This window comes from Streptomyces tagetis (assembly GCF_018069565.1).
Lineage (GTDB): Bacteria > Actinomycetota > Actinomycetes > Streptomycetales > Streptomycetaceae > Streptomyces > Streptomyces tagetis.
Window position 1 is genome coordinate 259700 of the sequence record NZ_JAGPNL010000002.1, and the last position, 20333, is coordinate 280032.

Sequence of the window (20333 nt, forward strand, 5' to 3'; positions counted from 1 at the left end):
CCCTCCCGGCCGTCCCCGCTCAGGCGGGCCGGGCCGCGCGGAAGAGCCACTCGTGGGCGGCCCGCGCCGTGAACTCCTCCTGTCCGCCGCGCAGCAGCAGACCGGCGGCGGCGAACTCCGGGGCGTCCGCCTGCGCGGCCACGTACGGGACCGCGATGCAGCGCATCCCGGCCGCGTGCGCCGCCGCCGCTCCGGGCACCGCGTCCTCCACGACCACGCAGTCCGCCGGGTCCGCCCCGAGCCGGCGGGCCGCCTCCAGGAAGACGTCGGGGGCCGGCTTGCCGCGCGCCACCTCGTCCGCCGAGACCACCGTGCGCAGATGGGCGTCGAGGCCGGTGCGGGACAGGATCGCCGTGATGGCCTCCGGCGAGGACCCGGAGGCCACGGCCATCGGGACGCCCTCGGCGGCCAGCAGCTCCACGAAGGCCCGCATCTCCGGGTAGACGCGCGTGGCGGCCCGCGCCAGCTCCAGGTAACGGCGGTTCTTCTCGGCGAGCAGCCCCGCCACCGACGCGCCGAGCCCGTAGCGCTCCTTCCAGCGGGCGACCGTCTCCTGGGTGCTGACGCCGACGTACTCCTCGTGGTCGGACCAGGTGAAGTCGGGGACGCCGTGCGCGGCGAGGGTCTGCCGGCCCGCCTCGTAGTAGTTGGGCTCGCTGTCCACGAGAGTTCCGTCGAGATCGAAGACGACCGAGATGCCACCGAGAGTGCTCATGGTGTCCAGCATGCCAAGGCTCACCCGCGTGCCGAACGGCCGATCGACTCCACGAGCGGCAGCAGCCGGTGCGGGACGCGTTCGCGCAGCGCGACCTCGCTGCGGGTGCGCACCACCCCGGGCAGGCTGATCAGCTTCTGGACCACGTCCTCCAGGTGGGCGTTGTTCCGCGCCACCACCCGGGTCAGCAGATCGCCGTCGCCGGTGATCGAGAACGCCTCGACGATCTCCGGCACGGCCGCCAGCGCCTCGCCCACCTCGTCCAGATGCCCCTGGGTCACCTCGATGTGCACGAAGGCGAGCACCGGGTGGCCCAGCGCGGCGGGGGAGAGGGCCGGGGCGGTGCCGGTGATCACGCCGTCGCGCTCCATTCTGTCCAGGCGGGCCTGGAGGGTGCCGCGGGCGACGCCCAGGACGCGGGCGTACTCGCGCACGCTGGTGCGCGGCTGCTCCAGCAGCAGCCGCAGGATGCGGGTGTCCAGCTCGTCGACGGCCATGGTGCCCGGCCCCTTCGTGGGTCTCCTGGGTCGGTGATCACGTCCGACGGTACCAATGGCCCGGCAAGAGGGGATATGCGCCGGCCGGCGACCTTCGGCCGTTGGCCTTCCCCCGGCCCGGCGAAAGCCCGTATGGCTGGACCATTGGCACAGTCCGGCGGAGCCGTGTTGAGCCAGTGGTGGCAGGGATGCTCCCATAAGGGGGTCGATGGCGCTGCGGGTCCCGCGGCGCCTTTTCCATGCCACTGACCGACGCGGTACGCGAGGGGGCGGTACATCCATGCTGAAGAGGGCGTTCACGGCCCCGGACCCGGGGCGCGCGCGGCTGCGCTTCGCCGCCCGCGGGGTGCTGGGCATCACCGCGGCCACGGCCGTCTGCGCAGTGGCCGGCGTCTCCCTGGTGGGCGCCGTCGTCGGCGGCCTCGCCGCGCTGCTCGCCCTGTTCACCGTCACCGACGCCACCGTGCGCGGACAGGCGCTCACCACCGCGCTGCTCCCGGCCGCCGGACTGCCCGTGCTGACCGCCGCGGCCCTCCTGCACAGCCATGTCGTCGCCCGTGACCTGGCCTTCCTCGCCGTGGTCGGTGCCGGCGTGTACGCAAGGCGCTGGGGCCCGCGCGGGCACAGCCTCGGCGTGTTCGCCTTCATGACCTTCTTCATCGCCCTGTTCCTGGACGCGACCCCCGGCCGGCTGCCCGAGATGTACGCGGCCGTACTGCTCTCCGTGCCCACCGCCGCGGCCGTCCGCTTCGGCCTGTGGTGCTACGAGCGCCGCCTGCCCCCGGCCGCCGTGCCCGCCCCGCCCGCCGGGACCGGACTCGCCCGGGTCACCACCCGCCAGGCCGTCCAGGCCACCGCCGGCGCGGGCTTCGCCCTGCTCGTGGGCACCTGGGTGTCGCACGAACGCTGGTACTGGGCGGTCGGCGCCACCTGGTGGGTCTTCGTCAACACCGCCTCGCGCGGGGAGACCCTCGTCCGCGGCTTCCGGCGGGTCCTCGGCACGGCCGCGGGCATCGGCCTCGGCCTGCTCGTCGCCGTCCCGGTGGCCGGTGACACCGTCCCCACGGCCGTCCTCGCCGCCGTCTGCGTCTTCGGCGTCTTCTACACCGCCGCCGTCTCGTACACCTGGATGATGCTCTGCGTCACCGTGCTCGCCGGACTGCTCTACGGGCTCCTCGGCGTCCTCGGCCCCGGACTGCTCGCGCTGCGGCTCGCCGAGACCGCGGTGGGGGCGCTCGGCGCCGCGCTCGCGGTCCTGCTGATCCTGCCGGTCACCACCCACTCCGTCACCGACGCGTGGGTCCGGCGGGCCCTGCGCTGCGTCCACGACTGCACCGCCGAGGCCGCCGCCCGCCTCGCCGGGTCCGAGGCCGCCGACCCGGCGCTGCGCGTCGCCGAACTGGAGCAGTTGCTCGGCCGGGTCCGGCTGTCGCTCGCCCCGCTCACGCACCCGCTGAACCCGGTGGCGAGCCGCAGGCGCAGGGCCCGCCGGGTGCTGGCCCTGCTCGACGACTGCGCCCGGGAGATCCGCGGCCTGGCCGCCGTCGCCGCCGACCCCGTGGCCTCGCACGACGTCCGGCTCGCCGACGCCTGCCGGCGGGTGGAGGCCGCCGTCGAGGCGCTCACCGGCGGCGGAGCCGTCCCCGCCGGGGCCGTACCGGCGCCGCACACCGCCGGCGGGGCCCTCGCCCACCTGCACGGACTCGAACACGCCCTGGCCGAACTCGCCGCACCCCTGCGCGGCGCCCCGGGCTCGCCCCTGGTGGGTGCCTGAGCACCATTCGGTCCCCACTTGGTCTGGACCAATCGGCCTCGGCTGACTACCGTCGCCCTGGGCCGGTGATCAGCCGGCGTCACGGGGCGCGGAGGACCTCCGCACAACGAGAGGGACCAGGGTGGCGGACGACAGACGACGGCGGGCGTTCATCGGATCGTTCACCGCGGCCGGGGGGCCCGGGATCGTCACGGCGGACGTCGATCCCGGCAGCGGCGCGCTCACGGCCACGCACCGTGTGGACACCGTCCCCGACCCCTCCTACCTGGCCCTCGCCCCCGACGGTGGCACGCTCTACGCCGTCAGCGAGACCACCGCCGGCACGGTGACCGCCTTCCGCCTCGCCGCAGGGGCGCCCGAGCCCGCCGGTCCGCCGGTCCCCGTGGCCGGCGAGGCTCCGACCCACCTCGGCCTCTACGGCCGCCACGTCCTGACCGCCAACTACGGCTCCGGCAGCGTCAGCGCCGTCCCGGTCCGCCCCGACGGCACCCTCGCCGCGGCCCCGTCCGGCGTGCTCCGGCACACCGGCCCCGGCCCCGAGCACCGGCGGAGCCCGCGCGCCCACCAGGTGCAGCCCGACCCCAGCGGGCGCTGGGCCGTCAGCGTCGACCTCGGCACCGACTCCGTACGGGTGTGCACCCTGGTCGACGGCACCCCCGCCGTGCACCGGGAGACCGCGCTGCGCCCCGGTTCGGGCCCCCGCCACCTGGCCTTCCACCCCGACGGCGGCCACGCCTACGTGGTCAACGAACTCGCCCCGACCGTCACCGTCTGCCGCTGGGACGCCGCCGAAGGCGCCCTGCACCCGCTCGACGAGGTCCCGGTGCTGCCGGACGCCCCGGCCGGCGACGCCTACCCGTCCGGCGTCGCGGTCTCGGCCGACGGCCGCTTCGTGTGGACGGCGACCCGGGGCGAGGACGTCCTGTCCGTCTTCGCGGTCGAGCCCGGCGGCGGCCTGGAACTGCTCACTACCGTGCCCTGCGGCGGCCACTGGCCGCGCGCGCTCACCGCCTTCGACGGCGTCCTGTACGTCGCCAACGAGCGCTCCGGCGACGTGACCTGGTTCGCCGTCGACCCCGGCACGGGCACGCCCCGGCGGGCCGGCTCCCTGGCCGTCGCCGCCGCGTCCTGCGTCCTCCTCGGCTGAGCCGGGCACGCGGAAGGGCCCGTCCCCGGGGGGCGGGCCCTGGTGCCGCGTCCGTGCGTCAGTGGCTCGGCGTGCTCTGCGGCTGCTGCGGGGCGATGCCCAGCGCCGTCGTGTACTTGGCGAGGGCCAGCTTCCCGATCGCCGGGTACGGGCCGAGCGGTTCGGCGGTGGCGCAGTCCGCCTCCTTCGCCGCCTCCTCCAGCAGGCCCGCGTCGATCTCCGGGCCGATGAGGTACGGGGCGAGGGCGAGCTGCTGAGACCCCGAGCCGCGGAGCTGATCGGCGACGGAGGAGATCGAGCCCTCCTCGTCCAGCGCCGCCGCCATCACCGGCACCGCCAGCCGCGCGGCCAGCAGCATGCCGGTGATCCCGGCCGCCTGCACCGCCTCGTCACCGCCCACCGAGGCGAGCACGATGCCGTCCGCGGCGGTCGCCACCGTGAACAGCCTGGCGCGGTCGGCGCGGGCCAGGCCGGCCTCGGAGAGCCGCACGTGCAGCGCCTCGGCGAGCAGCGGGTGCGGGCCGAGCACATCGGTCAGCTCGGCGGCGATCCGGCTGTCCATGACGGCCTGGCGGATGCGGCGCAGCAACGCGTTGTCCGGGCCGGCCAGCAGCGGCACGACGACGGCGACGGGGCCCTCGGGCCGCTTCACCTCCACCCCGGCGGCGACGGCCTGCTCGTAGCGGGCGGTGCGCTCCTCGGCGGCGTGCACGAGCACGGTCGACAGGGTGACGAACTCGTCGTCGTCCCCGTCCAGGTAGCCGATCCGGGCGTCCAGACCGGGCAGCTCGGAACGGGCGATGCTGACGACCTCTTCGGCGAGGCCGCGGGTGGCGCTACTGGGCGTGCCCGGCACAGCGAGGACGAGAGCGGGCGCACCCTCGGGAGCCACCACGGGTTCGGGACGGCGGTGCCGTCCGGGCTGTCGGGGGCGCGGCATTCGTACTGGCAGGCCGGACGCGGGCCCAGTGGGGGAACTCATGGCGCCGCATGTTACTGGTTTCCCGTGCTTCCCTGTTCGGTCAGGGTGCGGGTGAGCGGTATCCGTCCGGTTTTGTCTGATGAGTGATGTACGGATCGGACGACATCGGCATGATTCCCCTCCTCTGCGATCGTTGTCATGGGGCCGAAACGGTCACCACGCACAGCATTCGCCCATCGCGGGGGAGGGTGAGCGACCCGGTGGCGAGGGCGGTGGCGAGCCGGACCGCGCCGTCCAGGGGGTCGCCCTCGGCCGCCACCCGGCGGGCGTGCGGAAGCCGCCGTTCCAACTCCCGTGCGAGCGGGGCGAGCAGCGGTTCGCCCAGCCTCGTCAGCCCGCCGGTGACGGCGACGAGCGGGTGGCCGCCGGGCGGGCAGACGGCGGCGGCGGAGTCCGCGATGTGCCGGGCGGCGGCGTTCAGGACGTTCTCGGCGACGGGGTCGTGGTCCGCGCAGGCGGCCACCTCGGGGGCGAAGGAGGCGAGGACGGCGGGGCGGTCGGTGCGCGGGTAGAGCCGGCCGGGCAGCCCGGCCGCCGGTCCGAACCGCTCCTCGGCGCGGGCCAGCAGCGTGACGGAGCCGCCCGCGCGTCCGTCGTGGGCACGCAGCGCCGCCTCCAGTCCGGCCCGCCCGATCCAGGCGCCGCCGCCGCAGTCGCCGAGCAGATGGCCCCAGCCGTCCGCCCGCCGCCAGCGGAGCAGATCGGTGCCGGTGGCGATCAGTCCCGTGCCCGCGGCCACCACGGCGCCGGGCCGGGCGCCGAGCGCCCCGGCGTACGCGGTCACCGCGTCCGCGGCCAGCGCGACCGTCCGTGCCCCCAGTTCGCGGGCGAGGGCGCCGGGCAGTTCGGCGCGCAGCGCGTCGCCCAGGGTGGCCATGCCGGCGGCCCCGACGACGACGGTGCCGAGCCGGTCCACCCCGGCCTCGGCGGCCGACGCGCGGGCCAGCGGCAGGAGACGGTCCATCAGGTGGGCGGGGTCGACACCGCGCGGCCCGGTGCGCACCGGCTCGTCCGAGGACCGCCGCCCGAGCGGGCCGGGCCCCCGGGGACCGGCGGTGCCGGCGACCACCCGCAGGCCCGAGCCGCCGGAGTCCACGGCCAGGAACCCGGGACCGCCCGGACCCTCCGCCCGGGGCCCGGTCACGGGCGCGGACGGGGCGGACGGCGGGGCGGGGTGACGCTGACCAGGGTGCGCAACGGCGCTCCTCTCCCGGGGCGGGCGCGGCCTGCCCCGCGTGACGCCGGTGATGACCCGACGACGAGGAGGGTAGCGGCCGGGAGCGCCCTCCGGGTGGGTGTCCGGTCCACGGTGGGGCGTTGTCGGTGTGGACCAGTAGAGTGACGCGGCGTGGCACGACGACCGTTGCATGAACTTGTAGAGGCGGGATGGGCGAAGGCCCTGGAGCCCGTGGCCGGACGCATCGCGGGCATGGGGGACTTCCTGCGCGCCGAGGTGGCGGCCGGCCGGACGTATCTCCCCGCGGGCGCGAACGTGTTGCGCGCCTTCCAGCAGCCCTTCGACGACGTGAGGGTCCTGATCGTCGGTCAAGACCCGTATCCGACACCGGGGATGGCGATCGGGCTGAGCTTCGCGGTCGCCCCCGAGGTGCGGTCGCTGCCGGGCAGCCTGGAGAACATCTACCGGGAGATGAACACCGACCTGGGGCTGGAGCGGCCCTCCAACGGCGACCTCACCCCGTGGACCCGGCAGGGCGTGCTGCTGCTCAACAGGGCGCTGACCACGGCCCCGCGCAAGCCGGGCGCCCACCGGGGCAAGGGGTGGGAGGAGGTCACCGAGCAGGCCATCCGCGCGCTCGCCGCACGGGGACGGCCGCTGGTGTCGATCCTGTGGGGCCGGGACGCCCGCAATCTGCGCCCGCTGCTCGGGGAGTACCCCGCGATCGAGTCCGCCCACCCCTCGCCGATGTCGGCGGACCGGGGCTTCTTCGGCTCGCGCCCCTTCAGCCGGGCCAACGACCTGCTCGCACGGCAGGGCGCCCAGCCGGTGGACTGGCGCCTGCCGTAGCCCACGCGGTACGGACGCGGCCCGTGGCCGGCGGACCGGGCGCCGCCACGGGGCACCCCGTACGGACCCGGGCCGCCGGACGAGGACCGGCGGCCGGGACGCACGGCACGTCCGGCAGGCGGGAGAGGAGCGGGGCGCCGACCGGGGTACGGCGTGCGCGGGGCGCCGACCGGGGTAAGACGCGCGCCACCCGTCCCCACGCGGCCGGCGGCACCCGCCCCCGGCCCGCCCGCCGTCAGGCCCCGCTCCCCCTCCCGCCCCGGTCAGACCCCGTCCGGCAGCGCACGCCCCAGGACCCCGTCGACGTCCGCGCCGTCGGGCAGCGTCCCGAAGGAGTGCCCCCAGTCGCCGCCCAGCCGGGACGCGCAGAACGCGTCGGCGACCGCCGGCGGGGCGTGCCGGACCAGCAGGGACGCCTGGAGGGCGAGCGCCATCCGCTCCACCAGACGCCGCGCCCCGTACTCGGACCCCTCGCCGAGCCGCGACTCCAGCCCGGCCACGGCGGCGTCGAGCCGGGCGTCGGCCCCGCGGGCGAGGGCCAGCTCGGAGAAGAGGGCGTGCGCGGTGGCGGGGGAGCGGCCCAGCGCCCGCAGCACGTCGAGCGCGTTGACGTTGCCCGAGCCCTCCCAGATGGAGAGCAGCGGGGCCTCCCGGTAGTGGCGGGGCATGCCGGAGTCCTCCACGTACCCGTTGCCGCCGAGGCACTCCAGGGCCTCCGCGGTGAACGCCGGTCCCCGCTTGGTCACCCAGTACTTGCCGACGGCGGTGGCGATCCGCCGGAAGGCCGCCTCCTCGGCGTCCCCCCGCGCCGCCCGGTCGGCCGCCCCGGCCAGCCGCAGCGTGAGCGCGGTCGCCGCCTCGGACTCCAGGGCCAGATCGGCCAGGACGTTGCGCATCAGCGGCTGGTCGATCAGCCGGGCGCCGAAGGCGCTGCGGTGCCGCACGTGGTGTCCGGCCTCGACGAGCGTCTTGCGCATCAGCGTCGCCGAGGACATCACACAGTCCAGGCGGGTGCAGTTGACCATCTCGATGATGGTCTTGACGCCCTGTCCCTCGGGCCCGACCAGCCAGGCCACCGTCCCGTCGAACTCTGGTTCCGAGGACGCGTTGGACCGGTTGCCGAGCTTGTCCTTGAGGCGCTGGATGCGGAAGGTGTTGCGGGTGCCGTCGGGCAGCACGCGCGGCACCAGGAAGCAGGAGAGCCCGCCCGGGGCCTGGGCCAGCACCAGGAAGAGGTCGGACATCGGGGCGGAGGTGAACCACTTGTGCCCGCGCAGCGTGTACAGGCCGGGCTCGGCGGTGGGGGCGGCGCTCGTGGTGTTGGTCCGCACGTCCGAGCCGCCCTGCTTCTCGGTCATCCCCATGCCGGCCAGCAGGCCCCGCTTCTCGGCCGGGGCGCGCAGGCCGGGGTCGTACTCCCGGCTGGTCAGCAGCGGTTCGTAGAGCTTGGCCAGATCCGGCCGGCGGCGCAGCACCGGCACCGCCGCGTACGTCATCGACGTCGGGCAGCCGTGCCCCGCCTCGGTGTGCCCCCACACCAGCCCGCCCGCGGTCCGGGCGACGTGGGCGCCGGGCCGGTCGTCGGCCCAGGGGGCGCCGGCCAGCCCCTCGCCGACCGCCACGCGCATCAGGCGGTGCCAGCTCGGGTGGTGGTCGACCTCGTCGACCCGGTTCCCGTACCGGTCGTGGGTGCGCAGCTCCGGCGCGTGGCGGTTGGCCAGATCGCCCCACTCCTGGGCCTCGGCGCTGCCGGCCCGCCGGCCCAGGCGGCGCAGGTCCTCCTCGGCCCAGCCCGCGCCCTCCCGCCGCACCCCCTCCAGCAGGGCGGTGTCCTCGGCGGCGTCGTAGGGGGCCAGGGGCGGCGGCTGGTTGGTGACCTCGTGCGTGGCCCACCCCTCGGGGCGGCCCGCGGACTCCTCGTACGGCTCGTGCGCGAGTGTCGTCATACCCCGAGTGTTGCACTGTGTCTGCGGCTGTAGCAATCGTGCAACACGGTCGGCCCCCGTAGAGTACGGGCGTGTCCCTGCGGATGAACGACCCCGCGCCCCCGGGCGAACCGGCGCTGCGCCCCCTGTCCGCGCGGTCCGTCCTGCTGAGCCTGCTGCTCGGCACCCATCCCCCGGAACTGCCGGCCCGGGATCTGGTGCACCTGGCGGAACGCTTCGGCGTCGGCTCCTCCACCGCGCGGGCGGCGCTCAGCCGCATGGCGTCGGCGGGCGACCTGCGGCGCACCGGGGAGCCCGGGTACCGCCTCAGCGAACGGCTGCTGGAGCGCCAGCGGCGCCAGGACGAGGCCGTACGGCCGCACACGCGCCCCTGGGACGGCGAGTGGGAGATGGTCGTGATCACCGCGACCGGACGCGGCCCCGCCGAACGCGCCGAACTGCGTGCCCGGCTGGCCGCCCTGCGCCTCGCCGAACTCCGCGAGGGCGTCTGGCTGCGCCCCGCCAACCTCCGCCGCCCGCTGCCCGGGGACCTCGGCCGGGTCGCGGAGCGCTACACCTGCCGGCCCGGCGACCGGCCCGATGCCGAACTGGCGGCGGCACTCTGGCCGTTGGACGCCTGGGCGGACACGGCCCGCGCGCTGCTCGCCCACGTCGACGCGGTCCGGGACCCGGCCGGCCGCCTCACCGCCTTCGCGGCCGTCGTACGCCACCTGCTCGCGGACCCCGTCCTGCCCCCGCCGCTCCTGCCGGACGACTGGCCCGGACCGGCCCTGCGCGACGCCTACACGCGCTACCAGCGGGAACAGGCCGGGCGGGTCCGGGCGGAGGGTGACCCCCCGGGGTGAGGGGAGGGCCGTGCGCGACAACGGCGCGCACGGCCGCCGCCGTCACTTGTAGGTGATGTCGGACGCCGCGTACTTGCAGTACGTCCCGTCGGGGCCGGAGCCGTTCGTGCCGGGCTCCTTGCCGGTGTTGTTGCCGATGTACTTCTGGCACGGGACGATCTTCTTGCCGCTGTCCCCGACGACCGTGATCTTGCGCAGGGTGACGCTGTCGCCGTAGTTGGTGTTGATGCCCGCGATGCGGCTGCCCTTCCAGTTCACCTCGATGGTGTCGAGGTTGATGGTCCGCTTGTACTGGGTCGAGCAGTTGCCGCAGGAGCGGACGAAGGTGCCGAAGTTCCGCACGGTGAAACCGGAGATGTTCAGCGTCCCGGCCCCGTTGAACTGGAACACCTTGTCACTGGCCTCCTTCGCGCCGCCGCCGGAGACGGTGTAGACGTTCGACGACGAGGAGCCCCGGAAGGTGGCCGCGTCCTCGCCGACGTCCTCCCACCAGACGTTCTGGAGCGTGCAACTGCCCTGGCAGTGGATGCCGTCGGCGGCCGGCGCCCCGATGATGACGTTCTTCAGCACGGCACCGGGGGCGAGTTGGAGGATCGGGCCCTGGTCCTCGTCCTGGCTGCCGGAGCCGAGGGCGCCGGTGCCGTAGAGGCGGGTCATCCCGTAGTCCTTGGTGCCGGAGACGGAGATGGTTGCGGAGACGCCCTGGCTGCCGTTGGCGGTGGGCCAGGTGGCGGCGTGCGCGGCCGGGGCTCCGGACGTCATGAGCATGCCAAGCGAGAGGCCGAGCGCGGCCAGTGCGCCGGTCACCGCGCGGACGCCGGGACGGGGGTGAGGGCGGGGGAGTGGCGTGGGGGGCATGGTTCCGGTCCCTTCGGGTGGGGGTGTGTGAGCGGTCAGGTATGTAGCTGCCGTTCATGGATGTGTGACGACGCGTCGAAACGTAGGGTGCAAGCGCTTTCTAGTCAACGCTCCGCGCAGCCCGGTTCCGGTCACCTTGGGGGTGGCGCGCGCCGAGGTCCGGCCGCCCCGCTCGGCTGTCGGGGTACTGGCGAGGCCGACCATGCGTGTTCTGTTCGTATGGAAAGTGATCATTTGCTTACGTTCTGTATATGTTGGAACCCTCTTTCGGTGATCGTTCTCTGCGGCTTTCCGATCGTTGTCCGGGTGACGCCGAGATGTCCGTGCGGCAGACCTGGGTGGTGCGGGAGGGCGGCGCCGCGTGTGCGTGGTTCGACCTCCGGCTGGCCTTCGCCGACGGCGCGTGGATCGACGCGCTCGCCGTCCTGTCGGACGGCGGTGTCCGGGTCGACGAGGTACGGGCCGAACCGGCACTCTCCCTCGACGACCTCGCGGCGCTCGGGGAGTGGCTGGAAGGCCCCCTCTACGAGGCGTGCGTCTCCGGCGCCGCGAACGCGGGGCCGGACACCGCGCGGCGGGCGCGGGTCGCCTGGCCGCGCGGTACGGAAGGGCGCCGCCTCGTCGCGCGGGAGTACCGCGCGGCCCGTCAGGAGGGCGACGACCCCGTACTGGCGGTGATGCGGGCGACCGGACAGAGCCGCCGCAGATCGCTCCGGCTGATCGGCGAGGCCCGCGACGAGGGGTTCCTCGCGCCGCGCCACGCCCGCCGGGAGACCGGGGCGCCACCGGCACTGTGACCGGCCGCGTCCACTCCGCGCTCCCCGCGTCACCCGGCCGGAGCAGGCACGCGGGCCGGAGCAGGCACGCGGGCCGGAGCAGGCATGCCGGCGGGATCACGCGTGACGGTCGGATCACGGGTGGCGGTCGGGCCGGTCGTCCTGGCGCGGGAGGCCCGTGGCGAAGAACCGCGACAGATCCGTCTCGCACGTCCCGCCGGGCGCCTTGGCCTCCGGCGGGACGCCCAGGCCCCAGTCGATCCCGTACCGCTTGAACAGCTCGGCGCGCAGCACCGGCACGGGCATCGGCACGCCCGGCACCAGGGCCGCGAAGACGGCGCCCATCAGCAGCGCGCGCAGCATCGGGTAGTCGTGGTCCACGTCCCGCGAACCGTGCCGCACCACCGTGTCCCGCAGCAGCTCGGCCAGCCGCCGCTGCTCCGGGCAGGGCACGAAGCCCTCGGCCTGGAGGAGTCCGGCCATGTGGTGGCGCATGAGCACCGGCCGGTCCCGGGCGAGGCCCAGGATCGCGTCGATGGCCCGTGCCATCCGTTCCGGACCGTCCTCGGCGTGCGGCTCGCGCTCCAGGGCCTCCTCCAGCGTGCGGTGCATCAGCCGGTGCACCGCGGACTGCACGAGGTGGCGTTTGCCCGGAAAGTAGTACGAGACCAGGCCGCGGGCCGAGCCCGCCCGGTCGGCGATGTCGCCCAGCGTGGTGGCGTCGTAGCCGCGCTCGGCGACCAGCTCGACGGCGGCTTGCAGAAGCCGCTCCTTCGAACGCCTCCGCAACTCTTCATTGACCGAGGCGCTGCGCGGGGACATGCTGTACTCCTGCGTTGACTGGCTGGCAGCCAACTATACTCAGCGCTGAGGGACAGGCCCCGTGACGGGGCTGTTTCGGCTGCCGTCTTCCTCGGGCGACACGGGGGATCGTCCGAGGAAGGCCGGCCGCCCCTCCGGAAGACCCGGCCGGGATCTCCCTCGACGCGCAGAAGACGCGGCCAGAAGGCTTCCCGCCGGGCGCCGGCTCACGACAGCGCCCTCCGATACGGGGACCCCGCTAGCGGCGCTCCGCCCGCCCCGTTCCGCCCGCCGCTTCCACGCCCTCCGGATGCCACCGCTCGTGGGCGAGGGCCGCGAGCGCCACCAGCAGCCCGCCGAGCAGCCAGCCGCCCACGACGTCGCTGGGCCAGTGGACGCCCAGCCACACCCGGGTCGCGCCGACGCCCACCACGCACACGACGGCGGCGGCCGACGCCGTCCGGCGCGCTCCGCGCGGGGCCCCGAGGCGGTACAGGAGCCACACCAGCGCCCCGCACACGACGGTGGCCGTCATGGCGTGGCCGGAGGGGAAGGCGGCGTAACTCGCGGAGTCGACCGGCCGGGCCCAGAACGGCCGGGGACGGTCCACCGCCGCCTTCAGCACCTGCTGGAGCACGCTGCCCACCGCGCACGTCACCGCGAGCCACACGGCGGTCCACCGGTCCCGGAACCACCCCCACAGCCACACCACGACCCCGGCGCACAGCAGGCGCATCGTCCACGGGTCCCAGACCCAGTCGGACAGGAACCGCGTCGCGCCGGTGACGCCACCCTCCCGCAGCGCCCAGCGGTGCGTGACGCGGGCGACGTCCCCGTCGAGGCCGGTGAGCGGAGCCCACGAGAGGGCGACCGCGACGGTCAGCAGGACGGAGGCGAGGGCGAGCGCCCCGGCCACGCGGACGGCACCGTGCGGACCGGAGTGGCGGGGCGGGGAGACGACGGACGGCGAGTGCATGCCGCGATGCTCGCCGACCCGGAGAGCGAGGGCCACTGTCCTCGCCGGTGGGCGCCGGGGCGGCTGCCGGTGGGCGCCGGGGCGGCTAGCCGAGGGCCCGCAGCCCCGGGACGAAGGCGACCAGCACGGGGACGACCGGGACGAGCGCCGCCGCCGCGGTCAGCCGCAGCCGGGCCGCCGCCGAGAGCCGGTCCGGGGGCGTGAGCAGGCGGTGCACCCGCTGCGGGACGTGCGCGTCGGCGCTCGGGCAGGGGCCGAAGACGCCCCGGTCCTCGTTGAGTTCGACCAGGGCCAGAGCGGTGGTGAGCCGGCCGAAGCGGCGGGAGGCCGTGTCGTCGGCGGCGAGTTCGACCAGCCGGTGCATCTCGTCCCGGAACGCCGCGAAGACCGGCACCTGCGGGAACCCGTCCGCGAGCGCCGCCGAGCAGTGCAGCAGCCAGTCGTGGCGGGCCCGCGCGTGCCCCTTCTCGTGGGCGAGGACCGCGTCGAGCTGCCGCCCCTTCAGCCGGCGCAACGCGGCGGTGGTGACGACCAGTTGCGGGGGAGTGCCGGGCAGCCACCAGGCATCCGGCCGCTCGCCCTCCAGGACGACCAGCCGTTCCGTCCGCACGGCCTCGCCCGGCAGCAGCGGCGCCCGCTCGCGCAGCCCCGCCCGGCGCAGCCGCCGCCGCGCGCGGGCGCGCAGCACCTCACGGGTCAGCATCGCGGCCGTCCACAGCCCGCCGCAGGCCAGCGCGACCGCGGTGGTCGCCGCCCACGAACCGGCCGTGCCCAGCGCGTACGCCTCCACCACCGGGCTCGGCGCGGTGGCGAAGAGCGGGCCGCCCACCACGTGCCAGGCCGCCGCCGCGCTCAGCGTCATCGCCAGCACGCAGCACAGCAGCACCGACGCCACCACGCACTGCCACACCCAGAGGGCGACCACCGGTTCGCGGTCGGGCCAGTCGGCCCGAGCGAGCAGCCGGGGGGCGAGGACGGCCGTCACAGCGCCGATCAGCAGCAGTCCCACGGGGAGGATCATGACAGCCAGCCTACGAGCGGCACGCCGTCGCGGGTACGGCCCGTCACGGCAAAGTGACGCAGGCAACGTTTGCGCCGTGCGCGCACGGCGCACCGCCGGCGCCGGCCGTCACATGATCATCAGCATGGCGACCATCGAGATGCCCATCGAGAGCCGGCAGACCCGGGCCAGTTCCGGCCGGTCGCCCCAGCCGGCCGTGTCGGCGCCCGAGGCCACCGCGGTCGCCGGCACGGGCAGGAGACGGGCGCCCGCCACGAGCACGTACCCGGCGAAGTACAGCAGCAGGAGCCCGGTCAGCAGCGGCGGGCCCGAGCCGCCGTGCCCGTGGGCGTGGCCGGGGGAGAGGGCCATCGCCACCGACATGTGGACCATGGCGGCGGCCCCGACGAGATGGTGCAGGTGGTGCCCGCCGGCACGGGCCGCCCACAGGGAACTCAGCCCCGCGCAGCCGAACAGCACCGCGTACCCCGTCCAGGCCCACGCGGGCGGGGTGAACACGGCGGGCGGCACCGCCATGGCGGCCATGCCGAAGCCCATGAGCGCGTCACCCCCCGCGGCCCGCCGCTGTTCCTCGACCCCGCTGCGCATCCGCAGCAGGCAGTACGCGCCGGTCGCCGCGCACACGGCGACCAGCAGCCAGCCGGACGACGCCGGTCCGTGCACCCGAACCTCCCCCGTTCCCGTTCGACGGACGGTCAAGAACTGCCCGGGGCACGCGGCGCGCACGCGAGCGCAACGATGTACACAGGGAGCATCAGAGGGCGCACTGAGCACCGGGAGCCGCCCGGCCGGCCCGCTCGCGCACCAGGGGGAAACCGCGCCCCGGGGCCGGGCCCGTGTCCGCCGCATCGGCCCGGACGCCGTACGCTCGCCGCAACGGCGCGACGCCCCGAGGGGCGCGCGCACCGCGAGACCGGCACGAGAACGGAGGACGAACGGCGATGACCGCAACGGACGGGGGCTCGGCGACCGGGAGCAGGGCGAGGAGCGGGCCGGGCGACGACACCGTCGCCGCCGTGGTCCGGCAGTGGCGGGCCGTCCACCCCCACCTCGACACCGGACCCATGGAGATCATCGGCCGGATCAACCGCTGCGCCGCCCTGCTCCAGCAGGCCGAGGACGCCCCGCTGCGCCGGGCGGGCCTGAGCCGCGCCGAGTTCGACCTGCTCGGGGCGTTGCGCCGCACCGGGCACGAGCTGACCCCGGGCGAACTGGCCCGCGAGACCTTCTCCTCGGGCGCCGCCGTGACCAAGCGGCTCAAGCAGCTCACCGAGCGCGGACTCGTGGAACGCCGGGGCGACACCCGCGACCGCCGGGTGGCCCACGTCCGCCTCACCGACGCCGGACGCGACCTCGTCGACGGCATCCTGCCCGACCAGCTCGCCTACGAGTCCGCCGTGCTCTCCGGCGTCCAGGGCCCGGAACTGGGCGAACTCGCCGCGCTCCTCGGCGAACTCCTCGGCCAGCTCGAAGGCCGCATCGACGCCCTGCGCGCCTGACCGCCCCCTCCCGGCACCGGCCACCGGGGCGGGCGGCGCCGCCTCACCGCTCCTCGCCCGCCCGGTGGACGCCGAACATCGCCCCCTGCGCGTCCCGCAGCACGGCGATGCGCGGACCGCCGGGCAGCGAGGTCGGGTCCATGAGCACCGTGCCGCCCCCGGCGACCGCGGCGGCGGCGGCCAGGTCCACGTCGGCCACCGCGAAGTAGGGGAGCCAGTGCGCGGGCACCTCGTGCGGGAACTTCTCGTCCATCGCCACCACGCCCCCGAACTCCGCGCCGCCGATAGACCACCGAGGGGAGGACAGGCCGAGGTCGACGCTCCAGCCGAACACGGTGGCGTAGAAGTCCGCGGCATGCGCCGGTTCCCGGGTCAGCAGCTCCACCCAGCCGAGCGCCCCGGGCACGTCGAAGTCCCCGGCGCCCGGGAAGGTCCCCGGCTGCCAGAGCTGGAAGACGGCGCCGGAGGGGTCCTCGGCCGCCGCGAAGCGGCCCGCGTCGAAGACGTCCACGGGACCCAGTTCCACACTTCCGCCGGCCGCCGTCACCTGGCGCGCGGCGGAGTCCGCGTCGCGCACCGTGAACGCCACCTCCCACGCCACCGGCTGCCCCGGCCGGTACCGGGGCGTCACCCCGGCGACCGCGGTGTCACCGAGACGGGCGACGGAGTAACCGCCCGTCTGCCGGTGGGGGTCCGTCACATGACGCCAGCCGAACACCCGCGCGTAGAACCGCCTGGCCGCCTCGGGGTCGCTGGTGCCCAGCTCGGCCCAGCAGGGTCCGCCGGGCACCGGTGGGTGGAGCTTCATGGTGTGGGCGTCCCCTTCCGCAGCGCGTCCCTCCCCTGCACGCTAAGGCGGGCGGCGGAACCCGGCCATCCGGCGCCGGCCGCGCCCGTGCCGTCCCGCACCCGCCCGGCGCCCGGGGCGTCCGGCGCGGGCGGGGCGCGTACGCGGGCGGGGACGGGCTCAGATGCCGGGCCGGTAGCGCAGCGGGTGGTCCGCCGGGACCTCCACCAGCACGATCGGCGTGCCGTCCGGGTCGGCGATCCACATCTCCACCAGCCCCCACGCCTCCCTGACCGGCGGCCGGACGATCTCCACGCCCTTGCCGCGCAGCTCCCGGTGGGCCGCCTCGGCGTCCTCGACCTGGAGCCAGAGCCGCAGCGCGGGGGAGGCGGAGGGGGCCTCCGCGCGGCCGGAGACCTCCAGGAAGCCGCCGCCGAGGAAGTAGACGGTGCCCCGATCCGGACCCGTGCCGAACTCGCGGTGGACGGCGAGGCCGAGTTGCTCCCCGTAGAAGGTCCGGGCGCGGTCGGGGTCGGTGGGGCGAAGCAGCATCCTGCTGCCGAGTACGTGCACCATGCGGCCCGAGCGTAGGGCCCTTCTTCCGGATCTTGCCGCGGGACGCGGGTCCGGCGGCGTTACTCTCGTCGGTGACCCAGGCCCGTACAGCCAGCGAAGAGGCGCCCATGGACACCGCCCCCTCCCGCCCCAGCTTCCGCGACGCCACCGATGCCGACGTGGACGATCTGGTGGCCCTCATACACTCCGCGTACCGGGGGGAGCCGAGCCGGGCCGGGTGGACCACCGAGGCGGACCTCCTCGAAGGGCGGCGGACGGACCCCGAGGGCGTGCTGGAGGTCATCACCTCGTCGGGCAGCCGGCTGCTGACGGTGGAGCGGGACGGCCGGGTGGTCGCCTGCTGCCAGTTGGAACACCGGGGCGAGCACGCCTACTTCGGGATGTTCGCGGTCAGCCCGCGGCTCCAGGGCGAGGGGCTGGGCAAGACGCTCCTCGCCGAGGCGGAACGGCAGGCCCGCGCCGACTGGGGCGTGACGGAGATGCACATGACCGTGATCTCCGTCCGCGAGGACCTGATCGCCTGGTACGAGCGCCGCGGCTACCGCCGTACGGGACGGATGACCCCGTTCCCGTACGGCGACGAGCGCTTCGGCATCCCGCAACGCGACGACCTGCGGTTCGAGCTGCTGGTGAAGCCGCTGGGGTGAGCGCCGGGCGGTGAGCGCCGGGCGGTGAGCGCCGGGCGGTGACGCGCCGGGCGGTGACGCGCCGGGCGGTGAGGTGCCGGGCCGTGACGCGTCAGGCGGTGAAGCGGCCGGTGCGTTTGATCTCCGGGTAGTCGGTCGTCGCGCCGTCCAGCCCGAGGGCGCGCACCAGCCGCAGGTGGTCCTGGGTGTTCACCACCCAGCCGCACACCCGCAGCCCGGCCTTGCGGGCCAGTTCCACGATCTCCAGGGTGATCCGGCTGATGTCCAGGCACAGCGCCCCGGCACCCGCCTCGACGGCCCGGTCCACGACCTCGGTCCCGTAGAACTGGGCGACCAGGGCCGTGCGCACCCCCGGCACCAGCCGGGAGATCTCGACCAGCGCGTCGTCGTGGAAGGAGATCACCTCCACCCGGTCGGCCAGGTCGCGGCGGAGCATCACCTCGGCCAGCGTGCGCGCCGCCGCCACGTCCTTGATCTCGGCCTGGAGCGGGGCCGACACGGTGTCCAGCACCTCTTCGAAGACCGGGACCCGCTCCCCGCGCCCCGCGTCCAGCGCCCGCAGCTCCGCGAGGGTCTTCGCGGCGATCGCGCCGGTGCCGTCGGTGGTCCGGTCGACGTGGGCGTCGTGCATCACGACGAGCGCCCCGTCCTTGCTCAGGTGCAGGTCGAGTTCGATGACGTCCAGGCCGGCCCGTTCGGCGGCGACGAAGGAACGCAGGGTGTTCTCGGGCTCGACGCCCATCACTCCGCGGTGACCGATGGTGAGGAAGTTCAAGGCTCGACTCGCTTCCGTCGACGGCGGCGAAGACGGGACCGCGGACGGGCGGCCCCGCCCAACCCGTTCCCCCCGGCCGTACGGGGTATACGGAGACGGCCGGATCGTTCGCCGAACGGTACGGGCTCCGCGCCGTAAGCGCCGCCTTCCCGCGAGGAAACGGGAAAAAATGCGGTCATGGCCGGGGTGCGGCAGGATAATTTCCGGAGGGTCCCCTTGATGAGGGAAAGGTCGTATGTCTACGGTGTGCTGACACTAGCTTCTCCTGTGGAGGGTGGGACATGACGGAAATTCTTGTGCAGCCGGGTGCGGAGGAGAAGAATCCTCCCGCGAGTCGGGTGGTGGACCACCCGGCGTGGCCCGTGCTCAAGGACGCCGTCGAGCAGATCCGCCCCTGGCAGTCCCCGGACGGATCGATCGACTTCGAGGCCGAGGGCGCCCCCGGGCGTGCCGCCGCCGAGGCGGCCGTGCGCCGCGTCGCCGACTCCGTGCGCGCCCTCTCCCCGCTCCTCCCGCACGACGGCGCCTACCACGAGGCGCTCGTCGCCGACCTGGGCCGCTGGGCCGAGGACGGCTTCCGGGTGCCCGACTTCCTCGACTCGCTGCTCGCCTTCCAGCCCGCGGCCCGCCGCGAGGACGGCCTCCAGCACCTCGTCGTCTTCCCGATGTACACGCAGAACGGCAACCCGGACCGCAACCTGGAGGCGGTCGTGCTGCGCATGGTCTGGCCCGACTGGCTGGCCGAACTGGAGCGCACCCGCTACGACAACCCGCTCTTCTGCGGCATCACCTTCGAGGACTTCACCTCGGGGTACGACACCAACTCCGCCGTCCTCTTCCCGGAGACCATCGCCGTGCGCGAGGCGCCCGAGCGCTTCTCCTGGGGCGGTATCTTCTGCGACCGCGAGGCCGCCCGCTTCCGCCGCGTCACCGAGGCCGCCGTCGGCCTGCTCGGCCTCGACCTGCCCGAGGACGTCGCCGCCATGGTCCACGACCAGAAGCGCTGCGAGGAGGCGTTCGTCCTCTGGGACATGATCCACGACCGCACCCACAGCCACGGCGACCTGCCCTTCGACCCCTTCATGATCAAGCAGCGGCAGCCGTTCTGGATGTACGGGCTGGAGGAGCTGCGCTGCGACCTCACCGCCTTCAAGGAGGCCGTGAGCCTCGCCGAAGAGGGCGTCCCGCAAGCCCGTGACGTGCAGTACGCGGTCCTCTTCGACCGCATGTTCCGCTTCCCGGTCACCGGCGAGCGGGTCCGCAACTACGACGGCCTCGGCGGACAGCTCCTCTTCGCCTACCTGCACCGCCACGACGTGGTCCGCTGGACCGACAACAAGCTCTCCATCGACTGGGAGCGCGCCCCGCAGGTCACCAACCGGCTCTGCGCCGAGATCGAGACGCTCTACCGCGACGGCATCGACCGCCCCAAGCTGGTCCACTGGTTCGCCGGGTACGACCTCGTCTCCACCTACCTCGCCCCGCACCCCGGCTCGACGTGGGCCAAGGGCCCCGAGGCCCTGGACCTGACGCTGCCCCCGCGCAAACTCGTCGACGACGTGCTTCCCGACGAGTTTCCGCTCAGCATGTTCTACGAGGCACTGTCCAAGAAGCTCAAGCGCGTGATCGCATCGACCCGGGGCATCACGGCGGCGGACGGCGCCGAGCGGACCGCCGCGTGAGCG

21 protein-coding genes are annotated in these 20333 nt (G+C 75.0%); 8 read left to right on the forward strand and 13 right to left on the reverse strand.

What is annotated here, in order from left to right:
* Positions 1 to 19: 19 nt before the first annotated feature.
* Complete coding sequence (locus J5Y05_RS09445; protein WP_210870270.1) at positions 20 to 715, reverse strand: HAD family hydrolase; 696 nt, start codon at positions 713 to 715, stop codon at positions 20 to 22.
* A gap of 20 nt (positions 716 to 735) precedes the next feature.
* Positions 736 to 1212, reverse strand: coding sequence for an Lrp/AsnC family transcriptional regulator (locus tag J5Y05_RS09450; protein ID WP_210870272.1), 477 nt, complete (start codon positions 1210 to 1212; stop codon positions 736 to 738).
* A 280-nt stretch (positions 1213 to 1492) separates the two neighbouring features.
* On the opposite strand from J5Y05_RS09450, the gene J5Y05_RS09455 reads away from it, so the two are divergent.
* Both J5Y05_RS09455 and J5Y05_RS09460 read left to right on the forward strand, forming a co-directional pair.
* Complete coding sequence (locus J5Y05_RS09455) at positions 1493 to 2986, forward strand: FUSC family protein (protein WP_210870274.1); 1494 nt, start codon at positions 1493 to 1495, stop codon at positions 2984 to 2986.
* A gap of 121 nt (positions 2987 to 3107) precedes the next feature.
* Positions 3108 to 4133 carry a lactonase family protein gene (locus J5Y05_RS09460; protein ID WP_210870277.1) on the forward strand — a complete coding sequence of 342 codons (1026 nt, stop codon included), beginning with the start codon at positions 3108 to 3110 and terminating at the stop codon, positions 4131 to 4133.
* A gap of 58 nt (positions 4134 to 4191) precedes the next feature.
* Here J5Y05_RS09460 and J5Y05_RS09465 read toward each other — a convergent pair whose 3' ends face one another.
* Together J5Y05_RS09465 and J5Y05_RS09470 are read right to left on the reverse strand one after the other, a co-directional pair.
* Positions 4192 to 5115 (reverse strand): sirohydrochlorin chelatase, encoded by a 924-nt coding sequence (locus J5Y05_RS09465; RefSeq protein ID WP_210870279.1) that lies wholly within the window; start codon positions 5113 to 5115, stop codon positions 4192 to 4194.
* Between the two features lie 136 nt (positions 5116 to 5251).
* A complete protein-coding gene (locus J5Y05_RS09470; RefSeq protein WP_307853802.1) occupies positions 5252 to 6259 on the reverse strand; it encodes an N-acetylglucosamine kinase in 1008 nt (335 codons plus the stop codon).
* Between the two features lie 204 nt (positions 6260 to 6463).
* Between J5Y05_RS09470 and J5Y05_RS09475 the strand changes: the two genes are divergently transcribed.
* Entirely contained in the window at positions 6464 to 7141 is a 678-nt protein-coding gene (locus J5Y05_RS09475) for a uracil-DNA glycosylase (RefSeq protein WP_210870283.1), read from the forward strand.
* A gap of 263 nt (positions 7142 to 7404) precedes the next feature.
* Here J5Y05_RS09475 and J5Y05_RS09480 read toward each other — a convergent pair whose 3' ends face one another.
* Complete coding sequence (locus J5Y05_RS09480; RefSeq protein WP_210870286.1) at positions 7405 to 9087, reverse strand: acyl-CoA dehydrogenase family protein; 1683 nt, start codon at positions 9085 to 9087, stop codon at positions 7405 to 7407.
* 83 nt (positions 9088 to 9170) lie between these two features.
* On the opposite strand from J5Y05_RS09480, the gene J5Y05_RS09485 reads away from it, so the two are divergent.
* Positions 9171 to 9932 carry a PaaX family transcriptional regulator C-terminal domain-containing protein gene (locus J5Y05_RS09485; protein ID WP_210871409.1) on the forward strand — a complete coding sequence of 254 codons (762 nt, stop codon included), beginning with the start codon at positions 9171 to 9173 and terminating at the stop codon, positions 9930 to 9932.
* Between the two features lie 42 nt (positions 9933 to 9974).
* Here the strand turns inward: J5Y05_RS09485 and J5Y05_RS09490 are convergent, their stop codons facing one another.
* Positions 9975 to 10790: a pectate lyase gene (locus tag J5Y05_RS09490; RefSeq protein WP_372450479.1), complete on the reverse strand. Its 816-nt coding sequence runs from the start codon at positions 10788 to 10790 to the stop codon at positions 9975 to 9977.
* Between the two features lie 317 nt (positions 10791 to 11107).
* On the opposite strand from J5Y05_RS09490, the gene J5Y05_RS09495 reads away from it, so the two are divergent.
* Entirely contained in the window at positions 11108 to 11587 is a 480-nt protein-coding gene (locus J5Y05_RS09495; protein ID WP_210870288.1) for a DUF6214 family protein, read from the forward strand.
* 114 nt (positions 11588 to 11701) lie between these two features.
* On the opposite strand, the gene J5Y05_RS09500 is transcribed toward J5Y05_RS09495, so the two are convergent.
* The 4 genes from J5Y05_RS09500 to J5Y05_RS09515 form a co-directional block, all read right to left on the reverse strand.
* Positions 11702 to 12388, reverse strand: coding sequence for a TetR/AcrR family transcriptional regulator (locus tag J5Y05_RS09500; RefSeq protein ID WP_210870290.1), 687 nt, complete (start codon positions 12386 to 12388; stop codon positions 11702 to 11704).
* Between the two features lie 238 nt (positions 12389 to 12626).
* Positions 12627 to 13343, reverse strand: a complete 717-nt coding sequence (locus tag J5Y05_RS09505; RefSeq protein ID WP_210870292.1) for a phosphatase PAP2 family protein — start codon at positions 13341 to 13343, stop codon at positions 12627 to 12629.
* Positions 13344 to 13428: 85 nt separating this feature from the next.
* Entirely contained in the window at positions 13429 to 14364 is a 936-nt protein-coding gene (locus J5Y05_RS09510; RefSeq protein WP_210870294.1) for a M56 family metallopeptidase, read from the reverse strand.
* Between the two features lie 108 nt (positions 14365 to 14472).
* A complete protein-coding gene (locus tag J5Y05_RS09515; RefSeq protein ID WP_210870296.1) occupies positions 14473 to 15027 on the reverse strand; it encodes a DUF5134 domain-containing protein in 555 nt (184 codons plus the stop codon).
* A 278-nt stretch (positions 15028 to 15305) separates the two neighbouring features.
* On the opposite strand from J5Y05_RS09515, the gene J5Y05_RS09520 reads away from it, so the two are divergent.
* Complete coding sequence (locus J5Y05_RS09520; protein WP_210870298.1) at positions 15306 to 15863, forward strand: MarR family winged helix-turn-helix transcriptional regulator; 558 nt, start codon at positions 15306 to 15308, stop codon at positions 15861 to 15863.
* Positions 15864 to 15906: 43 nt separating this feature from the next.
* On the opposite strand, the gene J5Y05_RS09525 is transcribed toward J5Y05_RS09520, so the two are convergent.
* Positions 15907 to 16671, reverse strand: a complete 765-nt coding sequence (locus J5Y05_RS09525; RefSeq protein WP_210870300.1) for a VOC family protein — start codon at positions 16669 to 16671, stop codon at positions 15907 to 15909.
* Positions 16672 to 16830: 159 nt separating this feature from the next.
* The gene (locus J5Y05_RS09530) at positions 16831 to 17226 is read right to left on the reverse strand and encodes a VOC family protein (RefSeq protein ID WP_210870302.1); all 396 of its coding nucleotides are present in this window, start codon (positions 17224 to 17226) and stop codon (positions 16831 to 16833) included.
* Positions 17227 to 17333: 107 nt separating this feature from the next.
* Here J5Y05_RS09530 and J5Y05_RS09535 point away from each other — a divergent pair, with 107 nt between their 5' ends.
* A complete protein-coding gene (locus J5Y05_RS09535) occupies positions 17334 to 17873 on the forward strand; it encodes a GNAT family N-acetyltransferase (protein WP_210870304.1) in 540 nt (179 codons plus the stop codon).
* Positions 17874 to 17964: 91 nt separating this feature from the next.
* Here the strand turns inward: J5Y05_RS09535 and J5Y05_RS09540 are convergent, their stop codons facing one another.
* A complete protein-coding gene (locus J5Y05_RS09540) occupies positions 17965 to 18648 on the reverse strand; it encodes a glycerophosphodiester phosphodiesterase (protein WP_210870306.1) in 684 nt (227 codons plus the stop codon).
* Positions 18649 to 18929: 281 nt separating this feature from the next.
* Here J5Y05_RS09540 and J5Y05_RS09545 point away from each other — a divergent pair, with 281 nt between their 5' ends.
* Entirely contained in the window at positions 18930 to 20330 is a 1401-nt protein-coding gene (locus tag J5Y05_RS09545) for a DUF6421 family protein (protein WP_210870308.1), read from the forward strand.
* The last annotated feature ends 3 nt before the right edge of the window (positions 20331 to 20333 follow it).

Coding starts and splice junctions, on each gene's coding strand:
- J5Y05_RS09505 (WP_210870292.1), bottom strand. CDS start 13,343: ATGCACTCGCCGTCCGTCGTCTCCCCGCCCCGCCACTCCGGTCCGCAC.
- J5Y05_RS09545 (WP_210870308.1), top strand. CDS start 18,930: ATGACGGAAATTCTTGTGCAGCCGGGTGCGGAGGAGAAGAATCCTCCC.
- J5Y05_RS09455 (WP_210870274.1), top strand. CDS start 1,493: ATGCTGAAGAGGGCGTTCACGGCCCCGGACCCGGGGCGCGCGCGGCTG.
- J5Y05_RS09445 (WP_210870270.1), bottom strand. CDS start 715: ATGAGCACTCTCGGTGGCATCTCGGTCGTCTTCGATCTCGACGGAACT.
- J5Y05_RS09530 (WP_210870302.1), bottom strand. CDS start 17,226: ATGGTGCACGTACTCGGCAGCAGGATGCTGCTTCGCCCCACCGACCCC.
- J5Y05_RS09465 (WP_210870279.1), bottom strand. CDS start 5,115: ATGAGTTCCCCCACTGGGCCCGCGTCCGGCCTGCCAGTACGAATGCCG.
- J5Y05_RS09485 (WP_210871409.1), top strand. CDS start 9,171: ATGAACGACCCCGCGCCCCCGGGCGAACCGGCGCTGCGCCCCCTGTCC.
- J5Y05_RS09525 (WP_210870300.1), bottom strand. CDS start 16,671: ATGAAGCTCCACCCACCGGTGCCCGGCGGACCCTGCTGGGCCGAGCTG.
- J5Y05_RS09495 (WP_210870288.1), top strand. CDS start 11,108: ATGTCCGTGCGGCAGACCTGGGTGGTGCGGGAGGGCGGCGCCGCGTGT.
- J5Y05_RS09490 (WP_372450479.1), bottom strand. CDS start 10,790: ATGCCCCCCACGCCACTCCCCCGCCCTCACCCCCGTCCCGGCGTCCGC.
- J5Y05_RS09520 (WP_210870298.1), top strand. CDS start 15,306: ATGACCGCAACGGACGGGGGCTCGGCGACCGGGAGCAGGGCGAGGAGC.
- J5Y05_RS09450 (WP_210870272.1), bottom strand. CDS start 1,212: ATGGCCGTCGACGAGCTGGACACCCGCATCCTGCGGCTGCTGCTGGAG.
- J5Y05_RS09535 (WP_210870304.1), top strand. CDS start 17,334: ATGGACACCGCCCCCTCCCGCCCCAGCTTCCGCGACGCCACCGATGCC.
- J5Y05_RS09480 (WP_210870286.1), bottom strand. CDS start 9,087: ATGACGACACTCGCGCACGAGCCGTACGAGGAGTCCGCGGGCCGCCCC.
- J5Y05_RS09510 (WP_210870294.1), bottom strand. CDS start 14,364: ATGATCCTCCCCGTGGGACTGCTGCTGATCGGCGCTGTGACGGCCGTC.
- J5Y05_RS09500 (WP_210870290.1), bottom strand. CDS start 12,388: ATGTCCCCGCGCAGCGCCTCGGTCAATGAAGAGTTGCGGAGGCGTTCG.